General features: G+C 55.0%; 24 protein-coding genes. 6 read left to right on the top strand and 18 right to left on the bottom strand.

The genetic code is table 11. The annotated features are described in order from the left end of the window. Positions 1-99: 99 nt before the first annotated feature. Positions 100-492, top strand: coding sequence for a lactoylglutathione lyase (gloA, locus tag FZF01_RS05515; protein WP_150277157.1), 393 nt, complete (start codon positions 100-102; stop codon positions 490-492). 18 nt (positions 493-510) lie between these two features. After that, the gene (locus FZF01_RS05510; protein WP_150277156.1) at positions 511-1,380 is read left to right on the top strand and encodes a nitrate- and nitrite sensing domain-containing protein; all 870 of its coding nucleotides are present in this window, start codon (positions 511-513) and stop codon (positions 1,378-1,380) included. Here the strand turns inward: FZF01_RS05510 and FZF01_RS05505 are convergent. Next, complete coding sequence (locus FZF01_RS05505; RefSeq protein WP_150277155.1) at positions 1,367-2,695, bottom strand: deoxyguanosinetriphosphate triphosphohydrolase; 1,329 nt, start codon at positions 2,693-2,695, stop codon at positions 1,367-1,369. The genes FZF01_RS05510 and FZF01_RS05505 overlap by 14 nt on opposite strands. A 157-nt stretch (positions 2,696-2,852) precedes the next feature. Between FZF01_RS05505 and FZF01_RS05500 the strand changes: the two genes are divergently transcribed. Next, positions 2,853-3,116, top strand: a complete 264-nt coding sequence (locus FZF01_RS05500) for a glutaredoxin family protein (RefSeq protein WP_150277154.1) — start codon at positions 2,853-2,855, stop codon at positions 3,114-3,116. A 2-nt stretch (positions 3,117-3,118) separates the two neighbouring features. Further along, positions 3,119-3,571: a YcgN family cysteine cluster protein gene (locus tag FZF01_RS05495; RefSeq protein WP_150277153.1), complete on the top strand. Its 453-nt coding sequence runs from the start codon at positions 3,119-3,121 to the stop codon at positions 3,569-3,571. A 252-nt stretch (positions 3,572-3,823) separates the two neighbouring features. Here the strand turns inward: FZF01_RS05495 and FZF01_RS05490 are convergent, their stop codons facing one another. The 12 genes from FZF01_RS05490 to metG form a co-directional block, all read right to left on the bottom strand. After that, on the bottom strand, positions 3,824-4,552 hold the full coding sequence (locus FZF01_RS05490) for an MlaA family lipoprotein (protein WP_373286420.1): 729 nt from the start codon (positions 4,550-4,552) through the stop codon (positions 3,824-3,826). A 26-nt stretch (positions 4,553-4,578) separates the two neighbouring features. Next, positions 4,579-5,874, bottom strand: a complete 1,296-nt coding sequence (locus tag FZF01_RS05485; RefSeq protein WP_150277151.1) for a serine/threonine protein kinase — start codon at positions 5,872-5,874, stop codon at positions 4,579-4,581. An 89-nt stretch (positions 5,875-5,963) separates the two neighbouring features. Further along, entirely contained in the window at positions 5,964-6,182 is a 219-nt protein-coding gene (locus FZF01_RS05480) for a DUF2061 domain-containing protein (RefSeq protein ID WP_150277150.1), read from the bottom strand. A 191-nt stretch (positions 6,183-6,373) separates the two neighbouring features. Then, positions 6,374-6,556 (bottom strand): PA3496 family putative envelope integrity protein, encoded by a 183-nt coding sequence (locus tag FZF01_RS05475; protein WP_150277149.1) that lies wholly within the window; start codon positions 6,554-6,556, stop codon positions 6,374-6,376. A gap of 111 nt (positions 6,557-6,667) precedes the next feature. Next, a complete protein-coding gene (gene nth / locus FZF01_RS05470; RefSeq protein ID WP_150277148.1) occupies positions 6,668-7,300 on the bottom strand; it encodes an endonuclease III in 633 nt (210 codons plus the stop codon). 7 nt (positions 7,301-7,307) lie between these two features. Next, positions 7,308-8,021: an electron transport complex subunit E gene (locus tag FZF01_RS05465; protein ID WP_150277147.1), complete on the bottom strand. Its 714-nt coding sequence runs from the start codon at positions 8,019-8,021 to the stop codon at positions 7,308-7,310. Next, positions 8,014-8,667, bottom strand: coding sequence for an electron transport complex subunit RsxG (rsxG, locus tag FZF01_RS05460; RefSeq protein ID WP_150277146.1), 654 nt, complete (start codon positions 8,665-8,667; stop codon positions 8,014-8,016). Before rsxG ends, FZF01_RS05465 begins: the two co-directional genes overlap by 8 nt. Before the next feature lie 2 nt (positions 8,668-8,669). After that, positions 8,670-9,737, bottom strand: a complete 1,068-nt coding sequence (gene rsxD, locus FZF01_RS05455; protein WP_150277145.1) for an electron transport complex subunit RsxD — start codon at positions 9,735-9,737, stop codon at positions 8,670-8,672. Further along, positions 9,737-12,091 carry an electron transport complex subunit RsxC gene (gene rsxC, locus FZF01_RS05450; RefSeq protein WP_150277144.1) on the bottom strand — a complete coding sequence of 785 codons (2,355 nt, stop codon included), beginning with the start codon at positions 12,089-12,091 and terminating at the stop codon, positions 9,737-9,739. The genes rsxD and rsxC overlap by 1 nt, the downstream gene beginning before the upstream one ends. Further along, a complete protein-coding gene (rsxB, locus tag FZF01_RS05445) occupies positions 12,091-12,669 on the bottom strand; it encodes an electron transport complex subunit RsxB (protein WP_150277143.1) in 579 nt (192 codons plus the stop codon). Before rsxB ends, rsxC begins: the two co-directional genes overlap by 1 nt. 2 nt (positions 12,670-12,671) lie before the next feature. Next, positions 12,672-13,256, bottom strand: coding sequence for an electron transport complex subunit RsxA (gene rsxA, locus FZF01_RS05440; RefSeq protein WP_150277142.1), 585 nt, complete (start codon positions 13,254-13,256; stop codon positions 12,672-12,674). A gap of 39 nt (positions 13,257-13,295) precedes the next feature. After that, the gene (metG, locus tag FZF01_RS05435) at positions 13,296-15,353 is read right to left on the bottom strand and encodes a methionine--tRNA ligase (protein ID WP_150277141.1); all 2,058 of its coding nucleotides are present in this window, start codon (positions 15,351-15,353) and stop codon (positions 13,296-13,298) included. Between the two features lie 318 nt (positions 15,354-15,671). On the opposite strand from metG, the gene FZF01_RS05430 reads away from it, so the two are divergent. After that, the gene (locus FZF01_RS05430; protein WP_150277140.1) at positions 15,672-17,147 is read left to right on the top strand and encodes an ice-binding family protein; all 1,476 of its coding nucleotides are present in this window, start codon (positions 15,672-15,674) and stop codon (positions 17,145-17,147) included. 99 nt (positions 17,148-17,246) lie between these two features. Here FZF01_RS05430 and FZF01_RS05425 read toward each other — a convergent pair whose 3' ends face one another. Both FZF01_RS05425 and FZF01_RS05420 read right to left on the bottom strand, forming a co-directional pair. Further along, positions 17,247-17,729, bottom strand: a complete 483-nt coding sequence (locus tag FZF01_RS05425) for a YehS family protein (RefSeq protein WP_150277139.1) — start codon at positions 17,727-17,729, stop codon at positions 17,247-17,249. A gap of 117 nt (positions 17,730-17,846) precedes the next feature. Then, positions 17,847-18,095 carry a DUF3297 family protein gene (locus tag FZF01_RS05420; protein WP_150277138.1) on the bottom strand — a complete coding sequence of 83 codons (249 nt, stop codon included), beginning with the start codon at positions 18,093-18,095 and terminating at the stop codon, positions 17,847-17,849. 178 nt (positions 18,096-18,273) lie between these two features. On the opposite strand from FZF01_RS05420, the gene FZF01_RS05415 reads away from it, so the two are divergent. Continuing rightward, complete coding sequence (locus tag FZF01_RS05415; protein WP_150277137.1) at positions 18,274-18,711, top strand: DUF3010 family protein; 438 nt, start codon at positions 18,274-18,276, stop codon at positions 18,709-18,711. Between the two features lie 52 nt (positions 18,712-18,763). Here the strand turns inward: FZF01_RS05415 and FZF01_RS05410 are convergent, their stop codons facing one another. From FZF01_RS05410 to zapE, 3 genes are all read right to left on the bottom strand, one after another. Further along, entirely contained in the window at positions 18,764-19,177 is a 414-nt protein-coding gene (locus FZF01_RS05410) for a GFA family protein (protein ID WP_223825412.1), read from the bottom strand. An 89-nt stretch (positions 19,178-19,266) separates the two neighbouring features. After that, positions 19,267-19,581, bottom strand: a complete 315-nt coding sequence (locus FZF01_RS05405) for a HigA family addiction module antitoxin (protein WP_150277135.1) — start codon at positions 19,579-19,581, stop codon at positions 19,267-19,269. An 833-nt stretch (positions 19,582-20,414) separates the two neighbouring features. Then, on the bottom strand, positions 20,415-21,908 hold the full coding sequence (gene zapE / locus FZF01_RS05395) for a cell division protein ZapE (protein WP_150277134.1): 1,494 nt from the start codon (positions 21,906-21,908) through the stop codon (positions 20,415-20,417). Positions 21,909-22,970: the final 1,062 nt, after the last annotated feature.

Here is a 22,970-nt window from a genome sequence, read left to right as displayed (position 1 = left end):
AGCTTGTAGCTTGTAGCTTGTAGCTTGTAGCTTGTAGCTTGTAGCTTGTAGCTTGTAGCTTGTAGCTTGTAGCTTGCCGCTCAACCGAAGGTTGCCATCATGCGCATTCTCCATACCATGCTCCGCGTCGGTAACCTGGACGCGTCAATCGCGTTCTATACCGAGGTGCTGGGCATGACTCTTCTTCGCCGTAAGGATAACGAAGAGGGGCGTTTCACTCTGGCTTTTGTCGGTTACGGCAACGAAGCTGAAAATGCCGTACTTGAACTGACCTACAATTGGGACATCGACCACTATGATCTGGGCGATGGCTATGGCCATATCGCGATCGAGGTGCTGGATGTCTACAAGGCCTGTGAGCAGATCAAGGCAGCAGGCGGCAATGTGGTACGTGAAGCAGGACCAATGAAGCACGGCACTCGCGTATTGGCGTTTGTCGAAGATCCGGATGGATATCGGATAGAACTGTTATCAGGCCGCTCTGAGGTTTAAGCGGCTGCGGGAGGCGTGATGGTCTGGTGGCTGCTCACAGGGATTGGGGTGCTGGTCGGGCTGCTGTTTGCACGCGCCCGGCAAAAACGACGTGCTGCCAGATTACGCCTGGAGGCGCGCATGCGAGCCATCAGTCAATTGCGGTTGCTACGTGAATTGCTGGAGCAAACACAGCGGCATCGGGGTCTCTGTTTTGGTGTCATGTCGGGCGCCCATGCCCTGGAAAGTGATCGCTGGACCGTAAATGCCCACGTCACAAGGTTGCTTGAGCGTACCGAGGGTCATCGCGCGAATCTGGCCTGGCACGACTCATGGCGCCAGGTGATTCCCCTGTGGGAGCAGATAGAACAGGCGCGCCACGCGGGAGACCCGCTCAAGGTGTTGCAACTGCACCACGATCTGACCAGCCTGATACTTGCCACAATTGAAGCCCTGGGCCATCGCCATGACCTCATATGCCTCGGCGGTTTGGCGCCGCAACCCGAAGGGCTCTGGCTTGACCTGTTAAAGAATGCCGAATTGCTTGGCAAGACCAGAGCGGTGGGCACGGGCATCGCCGCACGTCGGCACAATAATGAGGTGCAGCACCAGGAGCTCGAGCGCCTTTGCCAGCTTGTCCACCAACAGCTGTATCTGGCACCTGCCAAATTGAGCGTTGAGCCTACTCTGCGAGATGCCCTGGCTAAACCAGTGCGCGAGGCAGAAGACAGGGTCGATGAACTACTCCAGGCTATAGACGTTCTGTTGCGTGATCCTTCTCATCGCGCCTTGCGTGCCAGAGAGTTTTTCAATATCGCCACACAGGCCGTCAGCGCCTACTACATGCTCGCTGATCTGCTGCTTGAGCACTTGCGCCTCGACACCGAGCGGGCTCTCAGGCAGGGCTGACACCACGAATCCGTGCGGCCATATCGGCGGCATACAGGTCAGTCATGCCGGCAATGAAGTCGATTACCCGCAGGTAACTGCGATACAGATCCCAGTCAGGTTTGGGCACATTGTTGCCCATCAGGTCGAGAATCCGCTGGTGTTTGAAACTCAGATTCTGGCCTGCATGCTGCTCGTTGACCGCACCGCAGAAAGCGTCCAGTAGAGTCTCAAGCGTGCTGTAGGCGCCGATCTCATGCAGGGTCTTGCGCTTGTCCTGGAATATTCTTTCGCGGGCCATGTTCTTGGCTTCGAGCACGCAGCGCCGAGCATTGGGGTGCATATGCTCGACAAGGTCGCCTTTCAAGGTGCCAGCCAGCAATGCCGTCTGTTGATTGATGAAAGCCTCCGCCGCAGCGTTGACCAGATGCTCGATCGCCTTTCCGCGCAGAATAGCCAGACGCCGGCGGGTGGAGTCCTTTGCGCCGAGCTGGCGATAGGTTTCCGGGAGGTCATCGCCAACCAACTGCAGCAACAGGTGCTCAACCTCGGAATAATCCAGCAGCTCCATCTCCATGCCATCTTCCAGGTCGATCAAGCCGTAACATATGTCATCGGCTGCTTCGACCAGGTAGACCAGTGGATGGCGAGCCCAGCACTGCTCGGCCTGCAGGGGTAAGCCCAACTTGCCGGCAATCTGCTCAAGCAATGGATACTCGGCCTGATAGCAGCCGAATTTGTGTTTCTTGTATCCCTGGCTGTCAGCGTGGCGAGCCGTCCAGGGGTATTTCAGGTAGGCGCCAAGCGTCGCGTAGGTCAGGCGCATACCGCCTTCGAACTGGTGGTACTCCAGCTCGGTCAGCACACGGAAACCCTGAGAGTTACCCTCGAAGCTGAGAAAGTCCAGACGCTGCGCGTCCGTCAACGGCTCCAGCCAGCCCTTGCGGTCAGCCTGGTGAAACCAGTGTCGGATCGCGTCTTCACCGGAATGGCCAAAGGGCGGGTTGCCTATGTCATGGGCCAGACAGGCGGCCTGCACGATCACTCCGATGTCGGCGGGCTCGCACCAGGCGGGTAATTCCCCCCTGAGCATCTCGGCTACACGCATACCCAGTGAACGCCCAACGCAACCGACTTCCAGGCTGTGCGTCAGGCGAGTATGAATATGATCATTGCTTGATACCGGATGCACCTGAGTCTTTTTGCCCAGCCGGCGAAAAGCGCCAGAAAAAATAACCCGGTCATGGTCCTTGTGAAAGGGCGTGCGGCCCAACTCTTCGTTACTCGCAACCGGTTTGCCCAGTCGCTCGCGGCACAGCAGTGTTTCCCAATCCATTCTTGTCTCCATGCAGGGTCTTGAGTATGTTGCATGGCGCCGGAGCTGCCAAGCATCAGCTGGGCTGTCTGGTCATGTTCTGTCGGGCGCTTCCGGGTTACCATATGCCCGGCAATAACGGCCATCTTCTCATTTGCTAATTCTGACACTACCGCCCATGAACGCTGTTCCTGATCTGACGCTTTACGGTACCACCGCCTGCCACCTGTGCGAGGCCGCGACTCTTGAGTTGGCGCCCCTGCAAGGTAACGGACTACGCCCCCGCGAGCAGGATATTACCGAAAGCGATGCGATGATGGAGCGATATCAATTGCGCATACCAGTATTACGCCGAGAAGACACCGGTGCGGAGTTGGACTGGCCCTTCGACCTGGCCAGTGCAATGGTCTTTCTTGCCGATGTGCTGGGCGAGGAGAACTGATCATGGCACAACGTGTAGAGCCGTTCTGGCAGCGCAAGACCCTGGAGGAAATGGACCAGGCAGAGTGGGAGTCAATCTGTGACGGCTGTGGTTTATGCTGTCTGCAGAAGCTGGAAGACGAAGACGATGCCAACGCCATCTACTACACCCGCATCGCCTGCAAATTGCTTGATCTGAACACCTGCCGGTGCAGCAACTACGCTGACCGCGTGCGTTACGTACCCGACTGCATCCAGCTCACCCCGGGCGATGCCGCCAAATTCGGCTGGCTACCACCCACCTGTGGATATCGCCGCATAGCCGAAGGCAATGAACTGCCTCCCTGGCACCACCTGATCTGCGGCGACCCGGACGCCGTTCACGGCGCAGGCATTTCCCAGGCTGGCCGCATGAAAGCCGAAGACGCCGTCCCGGAAGATGACTGGGAAGAGCACATCATCTTCAGAGTCGGCTAGGCCCGGCTAGGCCCGGCGAGCCGGGAGCGGCAAGCCACAAGCCACAAGCTGCAAGCTACAAGCTACAAGCTGCAAGCTACAAGCTGCAAGCCACAAGCTACAAGCTAAAGCCGGAGCCAACCCAGATCCGAAACCGGCTTTCACTCAGACTGCTTCCAGCTTCCAGCCAAAAAGCCCACCTCGAAGCTCCAACCCCCAACCAACTCGGACAACTTGCCGCTTGAAGCTTGAGGCTTGCAGCTTGCAACTGCCTCACTGGCTGATTTGCAACTCACGTAGCTTGGTATACAGATACCGCACCTGATCGTATTCAAAGGGGCTGTCGAGGGCGCCGTAGCGGAATTCATTCTGATAGCGCAAATCCACAGCTTGAAGAGCCCAGAGCGAAGGATTGTTGTTTTTCACTTCACGGTTGTTGAGAAATTCCACGTAGTCTTCAAACGTCCAGTCCACTGCCTGTCCAGTAGCATCGCGCAGGGAGGAGGGCCCGAGGAACGGTAGAACCAGATAGGGTCCTGGTGGCACCTTGTAGTATCCCAGTGTCTGACCAAAGTCCTCCTTCTGTTGTGGCAGCCCCATTTTCTTTGCCACATCAAACAGGCCCAGAACACCCAGTGTGCTGTTGAACAGCAGGCGGGCTGTTGTGCGCATGCTCTTGCGCACCTTGCCCTGTAAAAGACTGTTGCCCAGATTGGGAACATCTCCCAAATTATTGAAAACGTTGGAAACACCCGTCCGAACAAAGCTGGGTGTAGCCCACTCATAGGTATTCACCACAGGCAGATAGACCAGGTCGTCAAAGCGCGCGTTGAACCTGTAGATACGGCGGTTGAATCCCTCAATCGGATCCTGGACATTCAACGCACGAAGGCTGGAACGCTCAAACTGATAACCCTTACCCTCGTGAATAACAATGCCTTCAAGCGGATCGGTATATTCGGGTACGTTTTGTTGAGCGTGCAGGCTACCCGCCGCACACATGCAAACAAGGCTGATTGCAATCCGGCTCATGGTTTGGCTCCTTCGAGAAAACTCAACATGCGTGCAGTCACCTCCTGGTGTTGCAAGTTTCCGCCGTGGCCACCCCGTGGGAAGAGGTACGCACGCTCTCCAAAGGTGTCGGCGAGGTAGCGATAGTCTTCCCGGGTCAGAATGAAGTCATCAGCATTGGTAATCACCGCCATGCGCGTGTTTCCGGAAATATGATCATCAATGCTTTGCAGGCTGGTTTCAAAAGCCATGTCTTCAATGGTCTTCTCGGCATTGCGGCTTTGCCAGTCAGGCCACAGTTGGTTACGCACATAACAGCTGAAATCACAGAACAGGGCTCGGCGCAGGTAGGGAGTAAGCGAAGTGCTGACTGTAATACGCTGGTTAGTAGGAGCGTATCGTCCTTTGTCGTTGATCAGGTCGGCCATGAAATTGAGATCCGCCGCAGCAAAGCGAAAGACGGCGCCGACCAGCATGGCCATTTCCGCATCGGACAGCGCCTCTTCAGAGGTCTGAATGCCTTCAAATACGGTGCTCTCGATATCACTATCACCGCGCTGCGCAAAATAACGCGAGAGCTTGTCGAAAATGTGTTCGTAGAAACTTTCGGTACTGTCTACACCCGGCACGTTGGTGTGGGATAGCGCATCCAGGCGCCTGATCGAGTCGTACAGATTCACGGGCGGATTGAGCATCAGTACTCGGGTAAAGTCGAATTGACCCAGGTGTTCATCAAGTTCGCTGACGAAGGCCGCGTTCATTGCTCCCAAGCTGAACCCCACCATCCTGAACTCTGTTGCCTCCAGCCCGGTTTTGTTGCGTGCATGCTCCAGGGCTACAGACATTGCCGTGTGCAGATCGCGCGCATCCCTCTGGCCCAGGCCTGGCAGGCCGCTGGTGGAAGCCGAAGCAATGAAGTCGAAGTTGGTCGGTGAAGACATGACAATCACGTGCATACCGGCCTGCCAATACAGCGCTTTCAGGTAGTCCAGACGCGCGCTGTCATAACCCGAGCCGCTACCGGCCAGAAGAAAGACCAGGGGTGCAGGCTCGTCATGCCAGGCAACGCGAAAGCCCATTTTACTGTAGAACTCAAAAGCAGGTGGGAGTGTGCGGTCCGGTATCACCCTGACCCGCAGGTCTTCCTGCTGAATATCTGGTTCACTAGGTACTGTGGCACGCAGAGGCTCTGGCGTTCCTCCGATAGTAGATAGAAAGGCGTTGATGTCCGGATAGCTGAAATCGTCGGCGCTTACCGCTGGTGCACCAAGCGTAACAGTGGCGAAGAAAAGGGAGAGAAGGAGTCTGGGCATCGAGCTATTCCGTGGCGGGTTCACAAGTAGTACCCAAAATACGGCAATTAGTTCCTCAACGCCCTTAAAATTGCGTAATTCAGGTTATTTCAGGCACGAATGACTGAGCGAAACCGACCAGCAAAATTGACACCACCGCGCTGCTCTATCCGCTTCCAGATCTTTTCATGAAAGTGAAAGGCGACCGTATTGACTGCCGGCTCCACGAGAGCAACCGCACCCCCGATCAGCAAGCTGCCGGTCATTGCGTATACAACGGCAAAGGCAATGAAAAAATGCATAATCGCGAAGGTTGTTGTCTTGATCATGATATACCCCAAATCCTGTTAATGGGAATCATTCCCGTATGAACAGAGAGTATACGAATCACTGAAGCTGTCAAAACAGAATTATACGATGGGTTTGATTATGTTTATCTATAAGGGTCAGCGGTGTGATAGATATTTATATCTGATCACGCCGCCGCTGTCGAAGTCGCTAGCGCAACTGCTCGGCAGAATTACTCCTCGAAATCAAAGTCCAGTAACTGCTTTTGCAAGCGGCGCTCTTCAAGGTAGTTATCTATCAGTCGGCGCTTGGTCAGACTGTTCTTGGAATTGCTTGAAGAATCCGTATCAGGCGTATCGTCCTCTTCCACGAAATCGTCGTCGTCCAGCTCTATCTCGGTTTTTGCTTTGGCCATGACTCAACTCCACAGTGACGTTGCCATTTGCGCACCTTATAGCGGCTGATCGAGCCAAGCGGAAATAGATTTTTTCAATCATGAGTACAGCTGAGGGCGAAGGTTTTGCTACTAGGAGGTTTTGTGCTTGTATTCGCACAGATCTTCAATGCGACAACTCCCGCACTGTGGCGTGCGCGCCTTGCAGACGTAGCGTCCGTGGAGGATCAACCAATGGTGGGCATCTACCAGAAAATCCTTAGGTACATGTTTCATCAGTCCGTCTTCAACCTCGCGAACGTTCTTCCCCTTGGCGATGCCCGTACGATTACTGACGCGGAAAATATGCGTATCCACGGCCATGGCCGAATGACCAAAAGCTGTGTTGAGGACGACGTTTGCGGTCTTGCGACCCACGCCGGGGAGAGCCTCCAGGGCCTCGCGGTTATCGGGCACCTGGCTGTCATGGTTTTCCATGAGCAGGCGGCAGGTTTCAATCACATTGCGTGCCTTGCTATTGAACAGCCCGATGGTCTTGATGTATTCCGAGAGGCCTGCCACACCAAGACTGAAAATGGCCTCGGGTGTATTGGCCACCGGGTAGAGTCTGGCAGTGGCCTTGTTCACGCCTACATCGGTAGCCTGTGCAGACAATATGACGGCAATCAATAGCTCGAAGGGGGTGCTGTAGTGCAGCTCGGTAGTCGGGGTCGGATTGTCCTCGCGCAACCGCTGAAAGATTTCCAGGCGTTTTTGCTTGTTCATATCCTGCTCAGTTCACCGTGCCAGTTACGCGCACCCGCTTGCCGCCCGCAGCGGGCTTTGCCGCCCTTGCCGCAGCCCGCTCCTTCACAATGCCGTCAATCACGTTCTTGAGGGCAATCAACAGACCCATGAACAGGAAAGCACCGGGCGGCAGGATCACGAAAAGCACATCCTTGTAGTTGGGGAACACAACAATCCGCCAGTCAGCTGCAATGGGTCCCAACAGCAGGTCCATACCGGCAAAGAGAGTGCCATAGCCCACCAGCTCTCGCAGCATGCCCAGGACCAGCAGCACCAGGGCGAACCCCAGGCCCATCATGAAACCGTCCACAACCGAGGGCAGGATCGGATGCTTGGAGGCATAGGCATCGGCCCGGCCCAGAATCGCGCAGTTGGTGACGATCAACGGAATGAAGATGCCCAGGATCAGGAACAGTTCGTAGGTATACGCCTGCATCAGCAATTCGATACAGGTGGTCAGCGCGGCAATTATCATCACAAAGGCAGGCAGCCGGACGGCATCGGTCACAGCGCTGCGTATGATCGACACCGCCAGGTTGGAACCGACAAGAACCAGAATGGTGGCGATACCCAGCCCGAGGCCATTCACTGCCGTGCTGCTAACGCCCAGCAGGGGGCAGAGCCCCAGCAGCTGCACCAGCCCCGGATTGTTATGCCAAAGCCCTTGAGCGGTAATCTGGGAGAGTTTGGTGCTAGCCATTGGCAGGCTCCTGTTCGGTTGTTTCCAGCAGCGTGGCGCGATGTTCTTCGAAGTAATGCAATGCGCGATAAACTGCCTGGACTACGGCCCTGGGTGTGATTGTTGCTCCGACAAACTGGTCGAATGCACCGTCGTCCTTGCGTACGCCCCAGTTTTCAGGGGCGGGCATGGTCAGGCTTGTGCCGTTGAATTCCAGTATCCAGTCGCTCTTGGCCAGCTCCACCTTATCACCCAGGCCGGGTGTCTCACGGTGACTGGTCACGCGTACGCCTGCGATTTCGCCGTCGGCACGAATACCCACCAACAGATCGATACGCCCACTGTAGCCATCGGGCGCTACCGCCGGCAGGATTACAGCTACTACTTCGCCGTCTACACGGCCACGGTAGGCTTCGCTCGGAGCTGGCAGGCTCAGAAATGCCTTGTCGCTGACGACAAATGTGTCATCCAGCAAGTCGTTGTCATGCTGCTCCTCGGGAAGGATTTGCGTTAGGGCGCTCATCTGGATGCGGCGCTTTTCTTCGGCAATACGTTCTGCTGTGCCTTGCTGGGTAACGGCGATCAACCCCACGGTAAACATCGCAAATACCCCGAGGATGATGCTGTTGCGAACAACCGAGCTGCCAGCGGTAAGCGGATTTTGCATGGTCAGTCCACCTTGCCCATGCCGCGCTCAGCCTTGCGATGGCCGTATGTGCGCGGAGTGGTGTAATAGTCGATGGTGGGCGCGGCCAGGTTCATCAGCAGCACAGCGAAGGCAACTGCGTCCGGGTAGCCGCCCCAGGCGCGGATGATATACACCAGCACGCCAACACCCATACCGAATACCAGTCGTCCCAGCTTGCTGGTTGCCCCGGATACTGGATCGGTGACAATGAAAAATGCCCCCAGCATGGCGGCGCCGCTGAACAGGTGGAACAGTGGCGACCCGTTGGAGCCGGAACCCGATCCACCCCAGAACAACAGACTCATGACAAATAGCGCGCCGAGCATGCCAACGGGTGCGTGCCAGGTGAATATTTTTTTGTAAATCAGCAATAAGCCGCCGGCCAGGTAGGCAAGATTGACCCACTCCCAGACATTGCCCCCGAAGGCGCCGAAAACAGGCTGCTGCGATGCAAGCTCTGCCATGGTCAGGCTGTCGTTGTTTTTCAGAACGTCCAGCGGTGTAGCTGCCGTCCAGCCATCGATCGCTTGAACGCCAATTGAGAAAACACGCTGCAGAGACTCAAGTAACCCCAGGGTGGCCTGCACGTCCGGCAATGCTTCACCTACGCCACGCCAGGCTGGCCAGGTGGTCATCTCCACTGGAAAGGAGATGAGCACTACTGCGTATCCGAGCATGGCCGGATTGAATGGGTTCTGCCCCAGGCCGCCATATAGCTGTTTGCCAAACACAATCGCAAAGCTGGTAGCAATCAGCACCAACCACCAGGGTGACAGGGGTGGCAAAGCCAAGGCCAGGAGCCAGGCGGTAACCAGCGCGCTGCCGTCACTGATAAAGAAGTTGATCGGACGCTTGCGTATTCGCAGGATCAGCACTTCGGCACCCAAAGCAAAAGCGCTTGCCAGCACTATGTTGATCAATGTGCCCCAGCCAAAGAACCAGGTCATTGCCAGCACACCGGGAAGCGTCGCAGCCAGAACCCAGAGCATGATGGTCTGCGTGCGATTGTTGCCCTTGGCGTGGGGCGAGGTCATACGCACCAGAGCCATCAGTCGGTCTCCTTGCTGGCCATGTGATCGGCGAAGGCCTTGGCAGCGCTATCCAGCGCTTTTCTGGCCTCGGTCAGTTCGGCTTCCAGTTGCTGGTTATCAGGCCCATCTTGCAGGGCTCGCTCCGCTTTCCTGAACGCAGCTTTGGCCATCGCCATGTCAGTTTTCAGTTGTCGCGTGGTGTCGTCTATCGGTTTCTTGTCGACTCGCTCACGGGCAGGCGGTGGGACTGTGCTGTTGGCCTCGGACTGTTCGACCTTTTGCAAGGCGTCGTTCAGTTTTGACCTGGCGCCTTCCACCCCAGCTTGCAGCGATGGGTCGCTGGGGTTCTCTGCCAGTGACCGCTCCGCCTTCTTCAGCTCTGCCTTTGCCATCGCGGCATCCAGCTTGGCCTTCTTTATGTTCTCGTCTACCGGTTTCTTCGGCGTATCGACCTGGGGTAGGCGTGCCTCTGCGGTTGCCACCTGTTCACGCAGGGCATGGATTTCCTTTTGCTGCTCCTCGGTTGGCGACTCACCAGCGGCGCGCTCTGCTTTCTTGAGGGAAGCGCGGATCATGGCCGCCTCGATCTTCAGCCGCTTGGCTTCGTCATCCGCCCCGGAGGAGGGAGGCGGGGCCGTCTTGACCGATGTCTCACCGAGTGCCTCATCATAGGCACGTTGAGTTTGCTCGCAGGCGTTTTCCAGCTCGGGTATCTGGGCTTTGAGTTCGTCACTGTCGGGATTGCTCGCCAACTGCTTGCGGGCCTTTTTAAGCGCCATCTGGGCGGTAGCAGCGGCGATCTTCAATTGCTTCTGATCTGCAGTGAGCCCGGTGGGCTTGTTGGCTTCCAAACGGGCAACATCGGGTTGTTCTTCGCCGGACACACTGGCTGCGTTCACCGCCTGTTGTTCCTTGGCCGCCTTCATCCGCGCTGCCTTCTCGGCACGCGCCTGGCGTTCCAGCTCCTTTTGCTCCGCTTCACGTTCCAGACGCTGCAGGCGATGCTCGAAGCGTTGTTTGGAATGGTCTGCCTTGTGCTGCTGTAGATCCAGCGCGCGAATTTCCGCCTTGGATGCACGGTAGTACTGCACTAGTGGAATGCTGCTGGGGCAAACGTAGGAGCAGGCCCCGCACTCGATGCAGTCAAACAGGTTGAGTCTTTTGAGCTGGTCGTAGTCCTTACCCATCGCAAACCAGTGCAACTGTTGGGGTAGCAGAGCGGCGGGGCAGACTTCCGAGCATAAGCCGCAGCGAATGCAGGGCTGTGCTGCGGGGGGCGGCGGCAGTTCATCGCGGGTACCGGCGAGCAGGCAGTTACTTGTCTTGATCACCGGGGCGTCAAGGCTCTGGAGGGTAAATCCCATCATCGGCCCGCCCATGACCAGGCGATAAAGCTTGTCTGGCTGCACACCTGCAAACTCCAGCAGATCACGGATCGGCGTGCCAATCAGAGCCAGTACATTGGTCGGACGGCTCAGGGCTGCGCCTGTCAGGGTAGTCACCCGGCTGATCAGCGGCTGACCGAGAATAACCGCATCATGGATCGCGATCATGGTGCCGATGTTCTGGCACACCATGCCGATATCGGCCGGCAGTCCCCCGCTGGGTACTTCCTTGCCGGTCAGGATCTGAATCAGCTGCTTCTCGCCGCCCGAGGGGTATTTTGTCGGGAAGGACACCACCTGCATGGCCTTATCGCCCACGGCTCGGCGCATGGCCTCGAGGGCTTCGGGTTTGTTGTCCTCAATACCGATTAGGACTTCGTCCGGTTTGAGGATGTGCATAAGGATCTCGATACCGGAGACCACTTCCGGCGCCCGGTAACGCATCGCTGTATCGTCAGCGGTAATGTATGGCTCGCATTCGGTACCGTTGATGATCAGGGTGTGGATTTTCTGCTCCGGCCGAGCCTTGAGCTTTACGGACGTCGGAAAACCAGCGCCGCCCATACCACTGATACCCGCGGTGCGGATAATTTCAAGCAGAGAAGGCGCTTCGAGTTGGCGATAGTCAACAATGGGCTGCAAGGTCGTCCATTGGTCTCTGCCATCGCTTTCCAGGGTTATAGCCCATTCTTCCAGCCCTGAAGCGTGGGGGAAGGCTGCCGGACCGATTGCGGTGACCGTGCCTGAGGTTGGGGCATGCAGAGCTGAACTCACCATACCGCTGGCTTCGGCCAGCATCTGGCCCTTGAGCACAGAGTCGCCCACCGCCACTACGGGCTCTGAGCGCGCGCCAATGTGCTGCAGTAGCGGCAAAATCAGACGCTTGGGCAGTGGTGGCGTCTCCAGGCCGCGCTGCACGGACTGGTGTTTGTTTTCCTCGGGGTGAATGCCGCCGTGGATATCCCAGATACGAATCGGCTGTTCCATCAGAGGGCTCCCCGGTCAGTAGCAATCAAGCCTTGCGGCGGCAGGGGGTAGTCCCATTTCCAGTTCTGCGTGGTAGTGGGTAGTGGCACCATATCGATGCAGTCAACCGGACAGGGCTCAACACACAGATCGCAACCGGTGCACTCGTCGACTATAACGGTATGCATCTGCTTGGCCGCCCCCAGGATCGCATCCACCGGGCAGGCCTGAATGCACTTGGTGCAGCCAATGCACTCGGCTTCGCGAATATAGGCAACGGTACGCGGCTTTTCTTCGCCGTGTTCAGCGTCCAGAGGCAGCACTTCCACATCCAGCAGATCAGCCAGGGCCTGGATCGTTGATTCGCCGCCTGGCGGACACTTGTTTATCGGCTCGCCGCCATTGGCGATGCCTTCAGCGTACGGCTTGCAGCCAGGGTGACCACACTGACCACACTGCGTCTGCGGCAGCAGGGCGTTGATCTGGTCAACAATGGGGTCGCCTTCGACCCGAAAACGGATGGCCGCGTAACCGAGTATCGCGCCAAAGATCAACGCCAGTATGAGCAGGACCAGGATTGCAGTTATGACGACAGACATGCCTACAACCTTATCAAGCCGGTGAAGCCCATGAACGCCAGGGACATCAGCCCGGCAGTGATCATACCGATGGCTGCGCCGCGGAACGGGGCGGGCACATCGGCAATGGCGATGCGTTCACGCAGGCCGGCAAACAGAATCAGGATCAAGGAGAAGCCCAGCGCTGCGCCCAGCCCGTATACCGCAGACTTCATGAAGGTCTGCTCGGCACGGTTGGTGTTCAGCAGCGCCACACCCAGCACCGCGCAGTTGGTGGTGATCAGTGGCAGGAAAATGCCCAGTACGCGATACAGCAGCGGGCTGGTCTTGTGTACGACCATCTCGGTGAACTGCACGACCACGGCGATCACCAGGATGAACGAAATGGTGCGCAGAAATTCCAGCTCGAAGGGCACCAGAATGTACTGGAAGGTCAGGTAGCTGAGGATCGACGCCAGCGTCAGCACAAAAGTCGTCGCCATCGACATGCCAATGGCCGTCTCCAGCTTGCTTGATACGCCCATGAAAGGGCACAGCCCGAGAAACTGTACGAGTACGAAATTGTTGACCAGTATGGTACTGACCAGGATGAGGGCAAATTCCGTCATTTTACCTAACCATAGTGTGATCGCTGGGAAACGCTGGTCTTACTTTACCCGCTGGCCTGGCTTGGCGCCCGCATCGGGGCTGAGCAGGTAAATCTCTTCGCCACCGGGACCTGCGGCAAGCACCATACCCTCGGACACGCCAAATTTCATCTTGCGCGCAGCCAGGTTGGCTACATACAGCGTCAGCCTGCCTTCCAGCTTGCCCGGATCCGGGTAAGCGCTCTTGATTCCGGAGAACACATTGCGCTTGGCGTCACCAATATCCAAGGTCAGACGCAGCAACTTGTCTGCGCCCTCGACGAACTCGGCTTTTTCGATCAATGCCACGCGCAGATCCACTGCCGCAAAGGTGTTGAAATCGATCTCCTCGGCAATCGGTTCCTTTGTCAGCTCACCATTGCCCGCAGCAGCGGGGGCGCTTTCACTGGCGGCGGCTTCCAGATCTTCCTTGGAGGCTTCGACCATGGCTTCAATCTTGGCTGGCTCGATACGAGTCAGCAGTGGGCGGAACGCGTTGAGCTGGTGATCGGCCAGCAGTGTCTCGTGGCTGCTCCAGGTCAATTCCGGCACATTCAGGAAAGCTTCGGCATCAGCTGCAAGCTTCGGCAGTACCGGCTTGAGAAAGATCACCAACTGGCGGAACAGGTTGATACCCAGGGAGCAGATGGCTTGTACTTCGTCCTGCTTGCCTTCCACCTTGTTCAGGGACCAGGGCGCCTTGTCGGCGATCCAGGCGTTGGCTCTGTCCGCCAGGCCCATGATTTCGCGCATAGCCCTGGAAAAGTCACGCTTTTCGTAGGCCTCGGCAATGCTCGGCGCAGCCGCAGCAAAGGCTTCAGTCAGCTCTGGTGCGGGGTTGGCCGCAACCATGACACCGCCATTGCCCTTGTGAATAAAGCCGGCGCAGCGGCTGGCAATGTTCACAACCTTACCAACCAGATCCGAATTCACTTTCTGTACAAAGTCATCCAGGCTCAAGTCCATGTCTTCCACGCCGCGGCTCAGCTTGGCCGCGTAGTAGTAGCGCAGGTATTCCGGGGACAGATGGTCCAGATAGGTGCGCGCCTTGATAAAGGTGCCGCGGGACTTGGACATCTTCTGTCCGTTCACCGTCAGATACCCGTGCACATTCACCGCGGTTGGCTTGCGAAAGCCTGCACCCTCGAGCATGGCCGGCCAGAACAGCGTATGGAAGTTGATGATGTCCTTGCCGATGAAGTGATACAGCTCGGCCTCGGAATCGGCAGCCCAGAAGGCATCAAAGCTCAGCTCCGGATGCCGCTCGCACAGATTCTTGAAACTGGCCATGTAGCCAATAGGCGCATCCAGCCATACATAGAAGTACTTGCCCGGCTCACCGGGAATCTCGAAGCCGAAGTAGGGGGCATCACGACTGATGTCCCACTCGTGCAGCCCGGAGTCCAGCCACTCGGCAATCTTGTTCGCGACTGCATCTTGCAGAGTGCCGCTGCGCGTCCACTCCTTGAGCATGTCACTGAAGTCCTGCAGACGGAAAAAGAAATGCTTGGAATCCTTCAATACCGGCGTCGCGCCGGAGATCGCCGAGCGCGGGTTCTTCAGCTCGGTCGGTTCATAGGTCGCGCCGCACTTCTCGCAGTTGTCACCGTACTGGTCTTCTGCCGCACATTTGGGGCAGGTGCCCTTGATGAAGCGGTCGGCAAGAAACATCTCCTTCTCGGGATCAAAATACTGGGTCACCGAGCGCGTGCTGATATGGCCAGCTTCTTTCAGGCGCGCATAGATTAGCTCGGAGAAGTATTTGTTCTCCTCCGAATGTGTGGAGTGGTAGTTGTCAAAGTTGACCAGAAAATCGGCGAAATCCGCTGTGTGTTCGGCTTTTACGTTGTCAATCAACTGCTCGGAGGTAATGCCTTCCTTCTCTGCCCGCAACATGATCGCCGAACCATGGGCATCGTCGGCACACACGTAAATGCACCGATTACCGCGCAGCTTCTGAAAGCGCACCCAGATGTCAGTCTGGATGTATTCAAGCATGTGCCCCAAATGGATCGAGCCATTGGCATAGGGCAGGGCGCTGGTGACGAGGATCTGGCGAGGTGTCGTGAGGCTGGGCATGGACATTCGGCTTCTGTTGAGGACGGATGAAAAAGGGGTGAATGATAGCAGAGTAGGTGGGGTGGGGGTATCACAGCAGCCCGGCAGAGTTCCTGATGAGTCTCCATGAAATAACCCACCTATTTACTCGGATAGCGCGTATAACTGATTCGGTAAGCGAATATTGCGCCAGACTCCCATCCCGACGCCATCTCCCAATCCTGAATTTTACTGATAACAATCAGGGATTGAGCGCGTCTGTTTCAGATTCGAGTTTCCTCATCACCGAAAGCGGTTGCCGATTATCGGGCAGCCAGCATTCGACCATAGGTAATCTCCATGAAAAAATCTCTTCCTATCGCCAGGTTACTGGCGGTCAGCGCTATCGTGCTCTCAGGTCTTGCTCTGGCAGGCTGTCTGGGTGGCGGCGGTGGCAGCAGCTCTGATGTTGCAGCCCCGACCACGCCAGCCCTGGTGCAAATCGCGGACTCCGACCTGATCCAGGCAGTCCGCCCGATCAGCGGCAGCACCAGCGTCGACAGCAACAAGAATCTGGCTGTTACCTTCAACCAGGATATGGACGGCAGCACGATCAACAGCACCTCATTCCTGTTGCAAGGCGAAAGCGGTCCAGCGGTCATCGGTGCGGTCTCATATGATGCGCCCACACGCACTGCTATCTTCAACCCGGACAGTGGTCTGACAGATGACACTCTGTATACAGCTACTCTGACTACCGACGTCGAAGATGCTCTAGGCGTCGCCTTGGAAGAAGATCTCAGCTGGCAGTTCACTACGGGCAGCACGGCAGATGCAGTTGCACCTACGGTCAGCTTCAGTACTGCTGATGGCGCAACGGATGTGCCGGTCAATCGGGATATCACCGCTGTGTTTTCCGAGAGCGTAGATCCCACCACGGTAACTGCTGACAGCTTTACGCTGGAAACAGCAGGCGTGTTGGTTTCAGGTACGGTGAGCTATACCGGTAGCACTGCGGTTTTCAATCCGACCGCAGCCCTGTTGCCTGGTACCCTGTACACCGCGACCCTGACCACCGCGATAACTGACCTGGCCAATCCGGCCAATGCTTTGGCAGCAAACCAGAGTGTGGATTTCACCACAGCTGTCGCGCAGGCGCTTGCTCAAGGCCCGGATCCGGTCCCATTGGGTACTGCCGGCAACTTCGTGATTCTGTCCAAGACCGGTATCACTACAACCGGCGTCACCGCTATCACGGGTGATATCGGCGTAAGTCCGATCGACGAAGCTGCAATCACTGGCTTCGCGCAGACACGTGACTCGTCCAACACCTTCTCCGAATCTGGACTGGTAACGGGCAAGATCTACGCCGCCAACATGGCTTCACCCACACCGACCAACCTGACCACTGCGATCAGCGATATGGAGCTGGCCTTCAATAACGCGGCAGGGCGCAGCAACCCAACGGCCACTGAAGTGGGTGCCGGTGATATCAGCAATGAGATCTTCGCTCCCGGTTTGTACAAGTGGGGCACCGAAGTAAGTGCATCAGCTGATTTCACCTTTGATGGCGGCGCCAACGATGTGTGGATCATGCAGATTTCACAGGATCTTCTGCTGGGTACTGGCGTAGCCGTGCAACTGACAGGCGGCGCCCGGGCTGAAAACATCTTCTGGCAGGTGTCTGGTCAAGCGACACTGCGCACAGGCGCAACACTCAAAGGTATTTTGCTGAGCAAGACCCAGATCGTGATGGAAACGGGTGCTACCTTTAACGGTCGTGCACTTGCACAGACTCTGGTAACACTGGATGCGGTAACGGCTACTCAGCCCTGAGCCTGGTAGTCATAAATGAAAAAAGGACCCCTCGGGGTCCTTTTTTATTGCTCTGGCTCAATACAAACACCAACAGAACAGACTGAAGCACACCGGATTTTACTCCAGCTCCGGGTCAATCTCGCCGGGTCTTAATTGAAGTTGAATGCCGAGCAAAAACTTGCGCAGGATCTGATCCTGGCATTCACGATAATTCTTATTGCCGGGCTTGCGAAAAAAAGCACTTAATTCGTGCTTGCTTAAACGAAAGTCGGCTAGCTCCAATACATGCAGAACGTCTTCAGCCTGTAAATTGAGCGCAATCCGCAGCTTTTGCAAAACCATATTATTGTTAAGCCGCTCTTCCAGGGGTGGTTGCACTCCATCACGCTTGCCACGCTTGAAGATAATCAGGCCATTCAGAAAAGCGACCATGCTGCGGTCGTTGAGCTTGAGGAAACCATCGTCATCCTCTCTCTTCAACCAGCCAGCTACTTGCTCTAGCGTTACGTCAGTATCTGCCAAGGCACATATGTCGATTACGGCACTGTCTTTCAAATCAAACGTATAACGTAAGCGGCGCAAAATATCATTGTTGGTCAAAATGCATTCCCTGGTCTTGGATAAGCCTACGTTTACAGAAGGTAGCTTGGGGCTTGGATTGTACTGATATAAGACGTTATTGCTCGGTGGATGCGGAGGCCAGAAACAGCACAACACTCAGCTGTAAAAGGCTTCAACCTTGCCCTTCAATGTGATCAGCAACGGCTGACCGCGACGATCCAGCGCCTTGGGAGAAGGGGATTTTATCCAGCCTTCACTGATGCAATACTCCTCCACATTGGTGCGTTCTTTGCCGTTCAGCTTGATACCAACATTATGTTCGAAAATGGCTTCCACATAATGCGGGCTGCGTGGATTGGTCGACAATCTATCGGGTAAGGGAGGTAGCGAATCAGTATCGGTCATGCGAAGGTCCTGCGCTGGAATTGGGTCAAACATCTTAGACAGTAAGGAACGAGCACTCAAGCACCCCAACCAGGTTTTCAGCGCCGCAAATCCGGGCAGTCGGCAATTTGGCGGCAACATCCATAGCGCCCAGGGATTTTGCGCTACAATGCGCGGATCTAGCCAAATCGGGTGCTCTATGAAAGTGTGTGGCGTTGAAATCAACAGTAATGATGTGAATCTATGTTTGTTGTCCCTGTCTGACGACATCTTTGAGCTGCCGGATTTCCGCTCCAGGCGGCTGACGTTGACAGACATCAACAGCACACGCGAGCTGCGCTATTTTCAGCAGACCTTTGCCAAGCTGATGCAGGATTACCAGGTGGATAGGGTGGTTATTCGCCAGCGACCGATGAAAGGTAAATTTGCCGGCGGTGCGGTTGGTTTCAAGCTGGAAGCGGCAATCGAACTGATCAGCGACCTGGACGTGATAATCCTGTCCACGACCGACATCAAGGAATCACTGAAGCGCAACCCGATACAGATTGACTACGCCGAAACCGACCTCAAGGTCTACCAGGAGGTTGCTTTCAATACGGCCTATGCGTATCTGATGAAAGACAAATACGCCGCCTAGGCAGCCTGAGAGCGCCAACCCCGCAGAAGATCAGACGCTGAACTGAAACCCGCTATTTGGCTTTTTGCGGAACATATGCTGCCTCGAACTGGGGCAGGTCGTCGTTGATGGACCACCAATTGGCTTTTGACCCAGTATAGAAATGAGCCGCAGGCCTTGCTGCCAACGGCTCATTGATGAGCCCCGCTCGGATGCGAAGCACACCAGGCAGAGTGTCTTTTTTGCTGTAGATCGGCGACCCGCATTTACCGCAAAAAACCCTCTGTTTACCCGGCGACGCCTCGAAAGATCGAAGCAATTCAGCTCCGCCGTCCAACAGGAAAGTGGTTTCCTTCACAGGTGTATTTGTAGCGAAGGCTGTGCCTTGTGCTTTGCGGCATTGGGAACAATGGCACACCTGAATGGGCTCCAGCTCCCCTTGAATCCGGAAGTGAACCCCACCGCACAAGCAATTGCCTGTATACACGCGCATCTCCTGTTCTGGACTAACGCCCGCCATCACCGGTGACAGAACCGCAGCGAAGCGGAGGTTTTGGCATACGGTGCATGGCTTGGTTATGCAGCATGTAGGGGCTTGATCCGATCCACTTCTTCTTTGATCGTCTGAGCCGCCGTCCAAAGATCAACAGAACGCTGCGCATTCAGCCAGAACTCTGGTGAATTACCAAACAAACGGGCAAGCCGAAGCGCCATTTCAGGACTGACAGCACGGCGTTCGCGCAGTAATTCATTAATTGACTGGCGAGAAACACCCAGAGATTCAGCCAACCCGGCAACGGATAGCCCATAGTCCGGAAGGAAATCCTCCCTCAGCATCTCGCCAGGATGAGTTGGCTTGCGCTGCATGCCGGCAGTATTAAGAATAGCCATAGTCATCACCTCACTCAGTGGTAGTCACACACTTCGACTTCATACGCATCGCCATCTTCAAAACGGAAACATATCCGGTTAGGGTTTTAAAGAGAAACTCTGCGCTATGAAAATAGTTAAACTCATTTCCGAGCTTTTGGCATGCGTGAACTAATGAGCCTGAGGAAAATAGCTCGCGATGAAATTCTGGAACTCTGTCTTCAATACGCCCGATTTTAATTTCTTGCTCGGGTGCTATTAGGCACAAAAATGGAGCTACTTTCTCAAAGCTAATTGGCAGGATTGCATGAAGGCCATGGCACGCCGTCATTAGAATAACCAGCTCGTTATTAAGCTTGATGTTTAAAATCCTAAGGCTATCAATGACCGATTCCCAGTCAATAAGCTCTCCAGTTATACCAATATCTAAACCGCGCTCTTGGGATCCGTGCATGTCAAAGTGGATAATTGGCCTAAGCCCTTTATCAATTCCGTAAATTATTTCCTCTAGTAGCTGAAAGTAACCGTCGCCGCTATTTATCCGTGCGTGCGAAAAATTAAAGTCACCTCCATCAGCGTCCGCCGAGGATTACGAAACACTTCTGCCTTGGCGTTGCGGGCAAGTACCCACTTACTGATCTAAAGCGATCCACGCAGATGGGGTTTATGGATCGCTTACTTTTTACGACGCTTGTTGGAAAACTCACTATCTGCAAAAGTAAGTTGATGGCTCATGATGGGTTCTTTCTGAGTTATCATTTGTGGCAGATTATTTCATATTAGGGACTTATTCGCATGTTCCCTAGGTAAAAATCTGCCATAGGTTCAATGGTTTACAAGGTAAAGAGCTTTCGTCATTGCCGTCCCCATTCCTTTCCACCCATTTCTACCAACCGAGACGCGGCTCGTCGAAAGGAAAAGACGAGATCATTGGCGGCCGATAATTGTGCCAGTGACACGCCACTTCGACCCGTCGCCGACCACTCAAATTGGTCACCCTCTTTGGTGCGAATCATGGTCGTCGCAAAGGAACTCGAGTTCCCCCCCTTCTCACTGACAAACAACTCTTCATTTCCATCACTGCTTTCAACTTGCACTTCAAACTCGACAAATAATTCATCGAGCGGGACTTTTGCCGCTAGCACCAAGCGGGTGCGAGATTCATAACACACGTCAATGAGGGTCACGAATCGTCGCGCTTCGTCGAGGTGATTGGCGTCTAATTGCGGCACCTGGTCCATGATGAGGACCTGAAATCGGTCGCAGAGGGAAATATAATCGGCCGCGCCGAGTGGTTGGTAGCATAACTCGGAAAAGTCAAACCAGGCGCACCGGTCATTCAATCGGGCGACCTGGATGGTGCGACCGAAGGGTACGCGAATGGCCTCGGCCTCAGTTCCGGATGCAGTGCCACCAAATATTTCTTTCAACTGCGCCTGCATGTTGTTATCACTATTATTAACGCCGTGAACATCCTTGTTTGACCAAAAATAGGATTGACCATCAGCTCGAGTTTCGAGTCGATAATCCTTGGCGGAATCCTCCATGGAGATAATGTCGAACGTGTGTTTTAACATGTCTATGAATGGCAAAAAGAGGGATCGGTTAATGCCTCCCTCATACAAGGCATCGGGGGAGCGATTCGAGGTGGCCACCACCACGACATTCCAATCCAATAATAATAAAAAAAGTCGTTTCAAAATCATGGCATCGGCAACGTCTGTTACTTGAAATTCATCGAAACAGAGGAGTTGGGCTTCCTGTGCCAATTGCTGCGCAATGATGGGTATCGCATCATCTCGTGGGTGCTTCTGTTTGTAGACAAAGATTCGATGATGGACGTCTAGCATGAATTCATGAAAGTGGACGCGGCGTTTGGTAATTTTTACGTGTTTGAAGCTGTGGCTGTCATTATTACAGCAAGAATCATCAGGAACATTAACCGACGCGTAAAAGAGATCCATTAGAAAGCTCTTGCCGACCCCGACCGGTCCATGAATGTACATGCCTCGCGGTGGTGGACCAAAAGACCACAAATGGAATTTCTTTCGAAGAAAGGACTGAGCGGATGCCAAGGATCGCGTCAGTAACAGTAACAGCGGACTGCTGCTTGTAGAGCTGCTCTCTGTCGGTCTGTCGGTGCGCACGGGTACTGGTTGGAGCGAGGAAAGAGACTCATGCAGGGCATCGAGTTTTGCCGCCAGAGCGACTTGCGCGTCATCTCGTCGCATCTCCTCCACATCCACCTTGCGTTCATACGCCGCTGTCACGGGGCCTGTCGGGAGGGACCGCCGAGCAACGCGATGTTGTGCTGCCATATTCTTCATCACCATCTTCATCATCAACATGGTGAGTTTATCAACATGGTAAGGAAAGTACGATCAAGTCCGCTTCTTCCCGCTTCTTTCGATTGTCTCAGGTCTAGGGACTTATTCGCAATTTACCTCGTCGGTTTCCCCAAGATCTTCGAGGAGTTGCGAAAGCGTATAAGAGACCCTTTCCTCCTCTCGGGTTTCCGCATCTAGTAAATCACACAGAAGCCCAGTCAGAGCTTACTCTTGCCAGGGTCGTTTACGTGTGAGTCGGCTAGCCACCACATCATCTAATGCATCGAAATGCCTTAGGAGCAGTCGGATCGTGCGAGGTGATAACACTAGATCTATTCCTCTATATGTTTAACGCTAAGAGAAGCGGCGGCTGAAAGCCGTCCGCCTTACGCTATTTGTTAAACGTGGTTCGTTTCCCGCACTAAGTGCCGGACTTGGATTGGCGCATTTTCTTCCATCGGAGCGATCACATGAATGAGCTCTCGTGATTCAGCGAGCTCCACCAGGTGCTCTGACAATAGGATCTCAATCCTCTCCAAATATTCAGGTACTTTCTTATGGAAGGCCAATGAACTCTTCCCTTTCGAAAACGGATTCTGCGAGTGAAGCATAGCTCCACATTTATCGTATAGCCGTTCGAACTGTTTTCTCGTGAGGTATCCACCTTGCAATCTCTTCCAACCTTGCCGATTAGAACCGTCTATTGGGACTGGGTAGAACTCAGGATTAATGCCTTCAATCTTGCGCAAGATCCTTGCTGCATGCCAATCCTTCGCAATATCGCTTCTCACAGACCGATAGGCCTCTTGGTATGACACGAGCGTGGAGAACGCAATCAGCTCAAGCAATTTCCGTAACTGAAGGGCTTCCGATTCAATCGTGGTCTGAAGATAGGTGCAGTGTGTTTTTCCGGACGTAAAGTCACGCAGTGTTTCTACCCTATAGCGACACTCCAACATCATCGAAGCATATTTTCTGCGAGCTCTGCTTTCCATGCTTCACCGTTTAACGCCCGCAGCACGCGCGGCTTTGTAATGAAGGCGCAGCCGCAATGAAATAGCCGTCGCTGTGCCTGCGATTGTT

It is taken from the genome of Halopseudomonas salina (genome assembly GCF_008641105.1).
This window is presented reverse-complemented; position numbering and strand designations above follow the sequence as displayed.

Excerpts from the sequence above, each read along its gene's own strand:
- rsxG (WP_150277146.1), bottom strand. The coding sequence starts at position 8,667 with ATGCAAAATCCGCTTACCGCTGGCAGCTCGGTTGTTCGCAACAGCATC.
- FZF01_RS05490 (WP_373286420.1), bottom strand. The coding sequence starts at position 4,552 with ATGTGTGCGGCGGGTAGCCTGCACGCTCAACAAAACGTACCCGAATAT.
- FZF01_RS05505 (WP_150277155.1), bottom strand. The coding sequence starts at position 2,695 with ATGGATTGGGAAACACTGCTGTGCCGCGAGCGACTGGGCAAACCGGTT.
- nth (WP_150277148.1), bottom strand. The coding sequence starts at position 7,300 with ATGAACAAGCAAAAACGCCTGGAAATCTTTCAGCGGTTGCGCGAGGAC.
- FZF01_RS05430 (WP_150277140.1), top strand. The coding sequence starts at position 15,672 with ATGAAAAAATCTCTTCCTATCGCCAGGTTACTGGCGGTCAGCGCTATC.
- rsxC (WP_150277144.1), bottom strand. The coding sequence starts at position 12,091 with ATGGAACAGCCGATTCGTATCTGGGATATCCACGGCGGCATTCACCCC.
- FZF01_RS05405 (WP_150277135.1), bottom strand. The coding sequence starts at position 19,581 with ATGGCTATTCTTAATACTGCCGGCATGCAGCGCAAGCCAACTCATCCT.
- FZF01_RS05500 (WP_150277154.1), top strand. The coding sequence starts at position 2,853 with ATGAACGCTGTTCCTGATCTGACGCTTTACGGTACCACCGCCTGCCAC.
- FZF01_RS05510 (WP_150277156.1), top strand. The coding sequence starts at position 511 with ATGGTCTGGTGGCTGCTCACAGGGATTGGGGTGCTGGTCGGGCTGCTG.
- rsxB (WP_150277143.1), bottom strand. The coding sequence starts at position 12,669 with ATGTCTGTCGTCATAACTGCAATCCTGGTCCTGCTCATACTGGCGTTG.
- FZF01_RS05475 (WP_150277149.1), bottom strand. The coding sequence starts at position 6,556 with ATGGCCAAAGCAAAAACCGAGATAGAGCTGGACGACGACGATTTCGTG.
- zapE (WP_150277134.1), bottom strand. The coding sequence starts at position 21,908 with ATGTTGATGATGAAGATGGTGATGAAGAATATGGCAGCACAACATCGC.
- FZF01_RS05465 (WP_150277147.1), bottom strand. The coding sequence starts at position 8,021 with ATGGCTAGCACCAAACTCTCCCAGATTACCGCTCAAGGGCTTTGGCAT.
- FZF01_RS05480 (WP_150277150.1), bottom strand. The coding sequence starts at position 6,182 with ATGATCAAGACAACAACCTTCGCGATTATGCATTTTTTCATTGCCTTT.
- metG (WP_150277141.1), bottom strand. The coding sequence starts at position 15,353 with ATGCCCAGCCTCACGACACCTCGCCAGATCCTCGTCACCAGCGCCCTG.
- rsxA (WP_150277142.1), bottom strand. The coding sequence starts at position 13,256 with ATGACGGAATTTGCCCTCATCCTGGTCAGTACCATACTGGTCAACAAT.
- FZF01_RS05420 (WP_150277138.1), bottom strand. The coding sequence starts at position 18,095 with ATGACCGATACTGATTCGCTACCTCCCTTACCCGATAGATTGTCGACC.
- rsxD (WP_150277145.1), bottom strand. The coding sequence starts at position 9,737 with ATGGCTCTGGTGCGTATGACCTCGCCCCACGCCAAGGGCAACAATCGC.
- FZF01_RS05415 (WP_150277137.1), top strand. The coding sequence starts at position 18,274 with ATGAAAGTGTGTGGCGTTGAAATCAACAGTAATGATGTGAATCTATGT.
- FZF01_RS05485 (WP_150277151.1), bottom strand. The coding sequence starts at position 5,874 with ATGCCCAGACTCCTTCTCTCCCTTTTCTTCGCCACTGTTACGCTTGGT.
- gloA (WP_150277157.1), top strand. The coding sequence starts at position 100 with ATGCGCATTCTCCATACCATGCTCCGCGTCGGTAACCTGGACGCGTCA.
- FZF01_RS05495 (WP_150277153.1), top strand. The coding sequence starts at position 3,119 with ATGGCACAACGTGTAGAGCCGTTCTGGCAGCGCAAGACCCTGGAGGAA.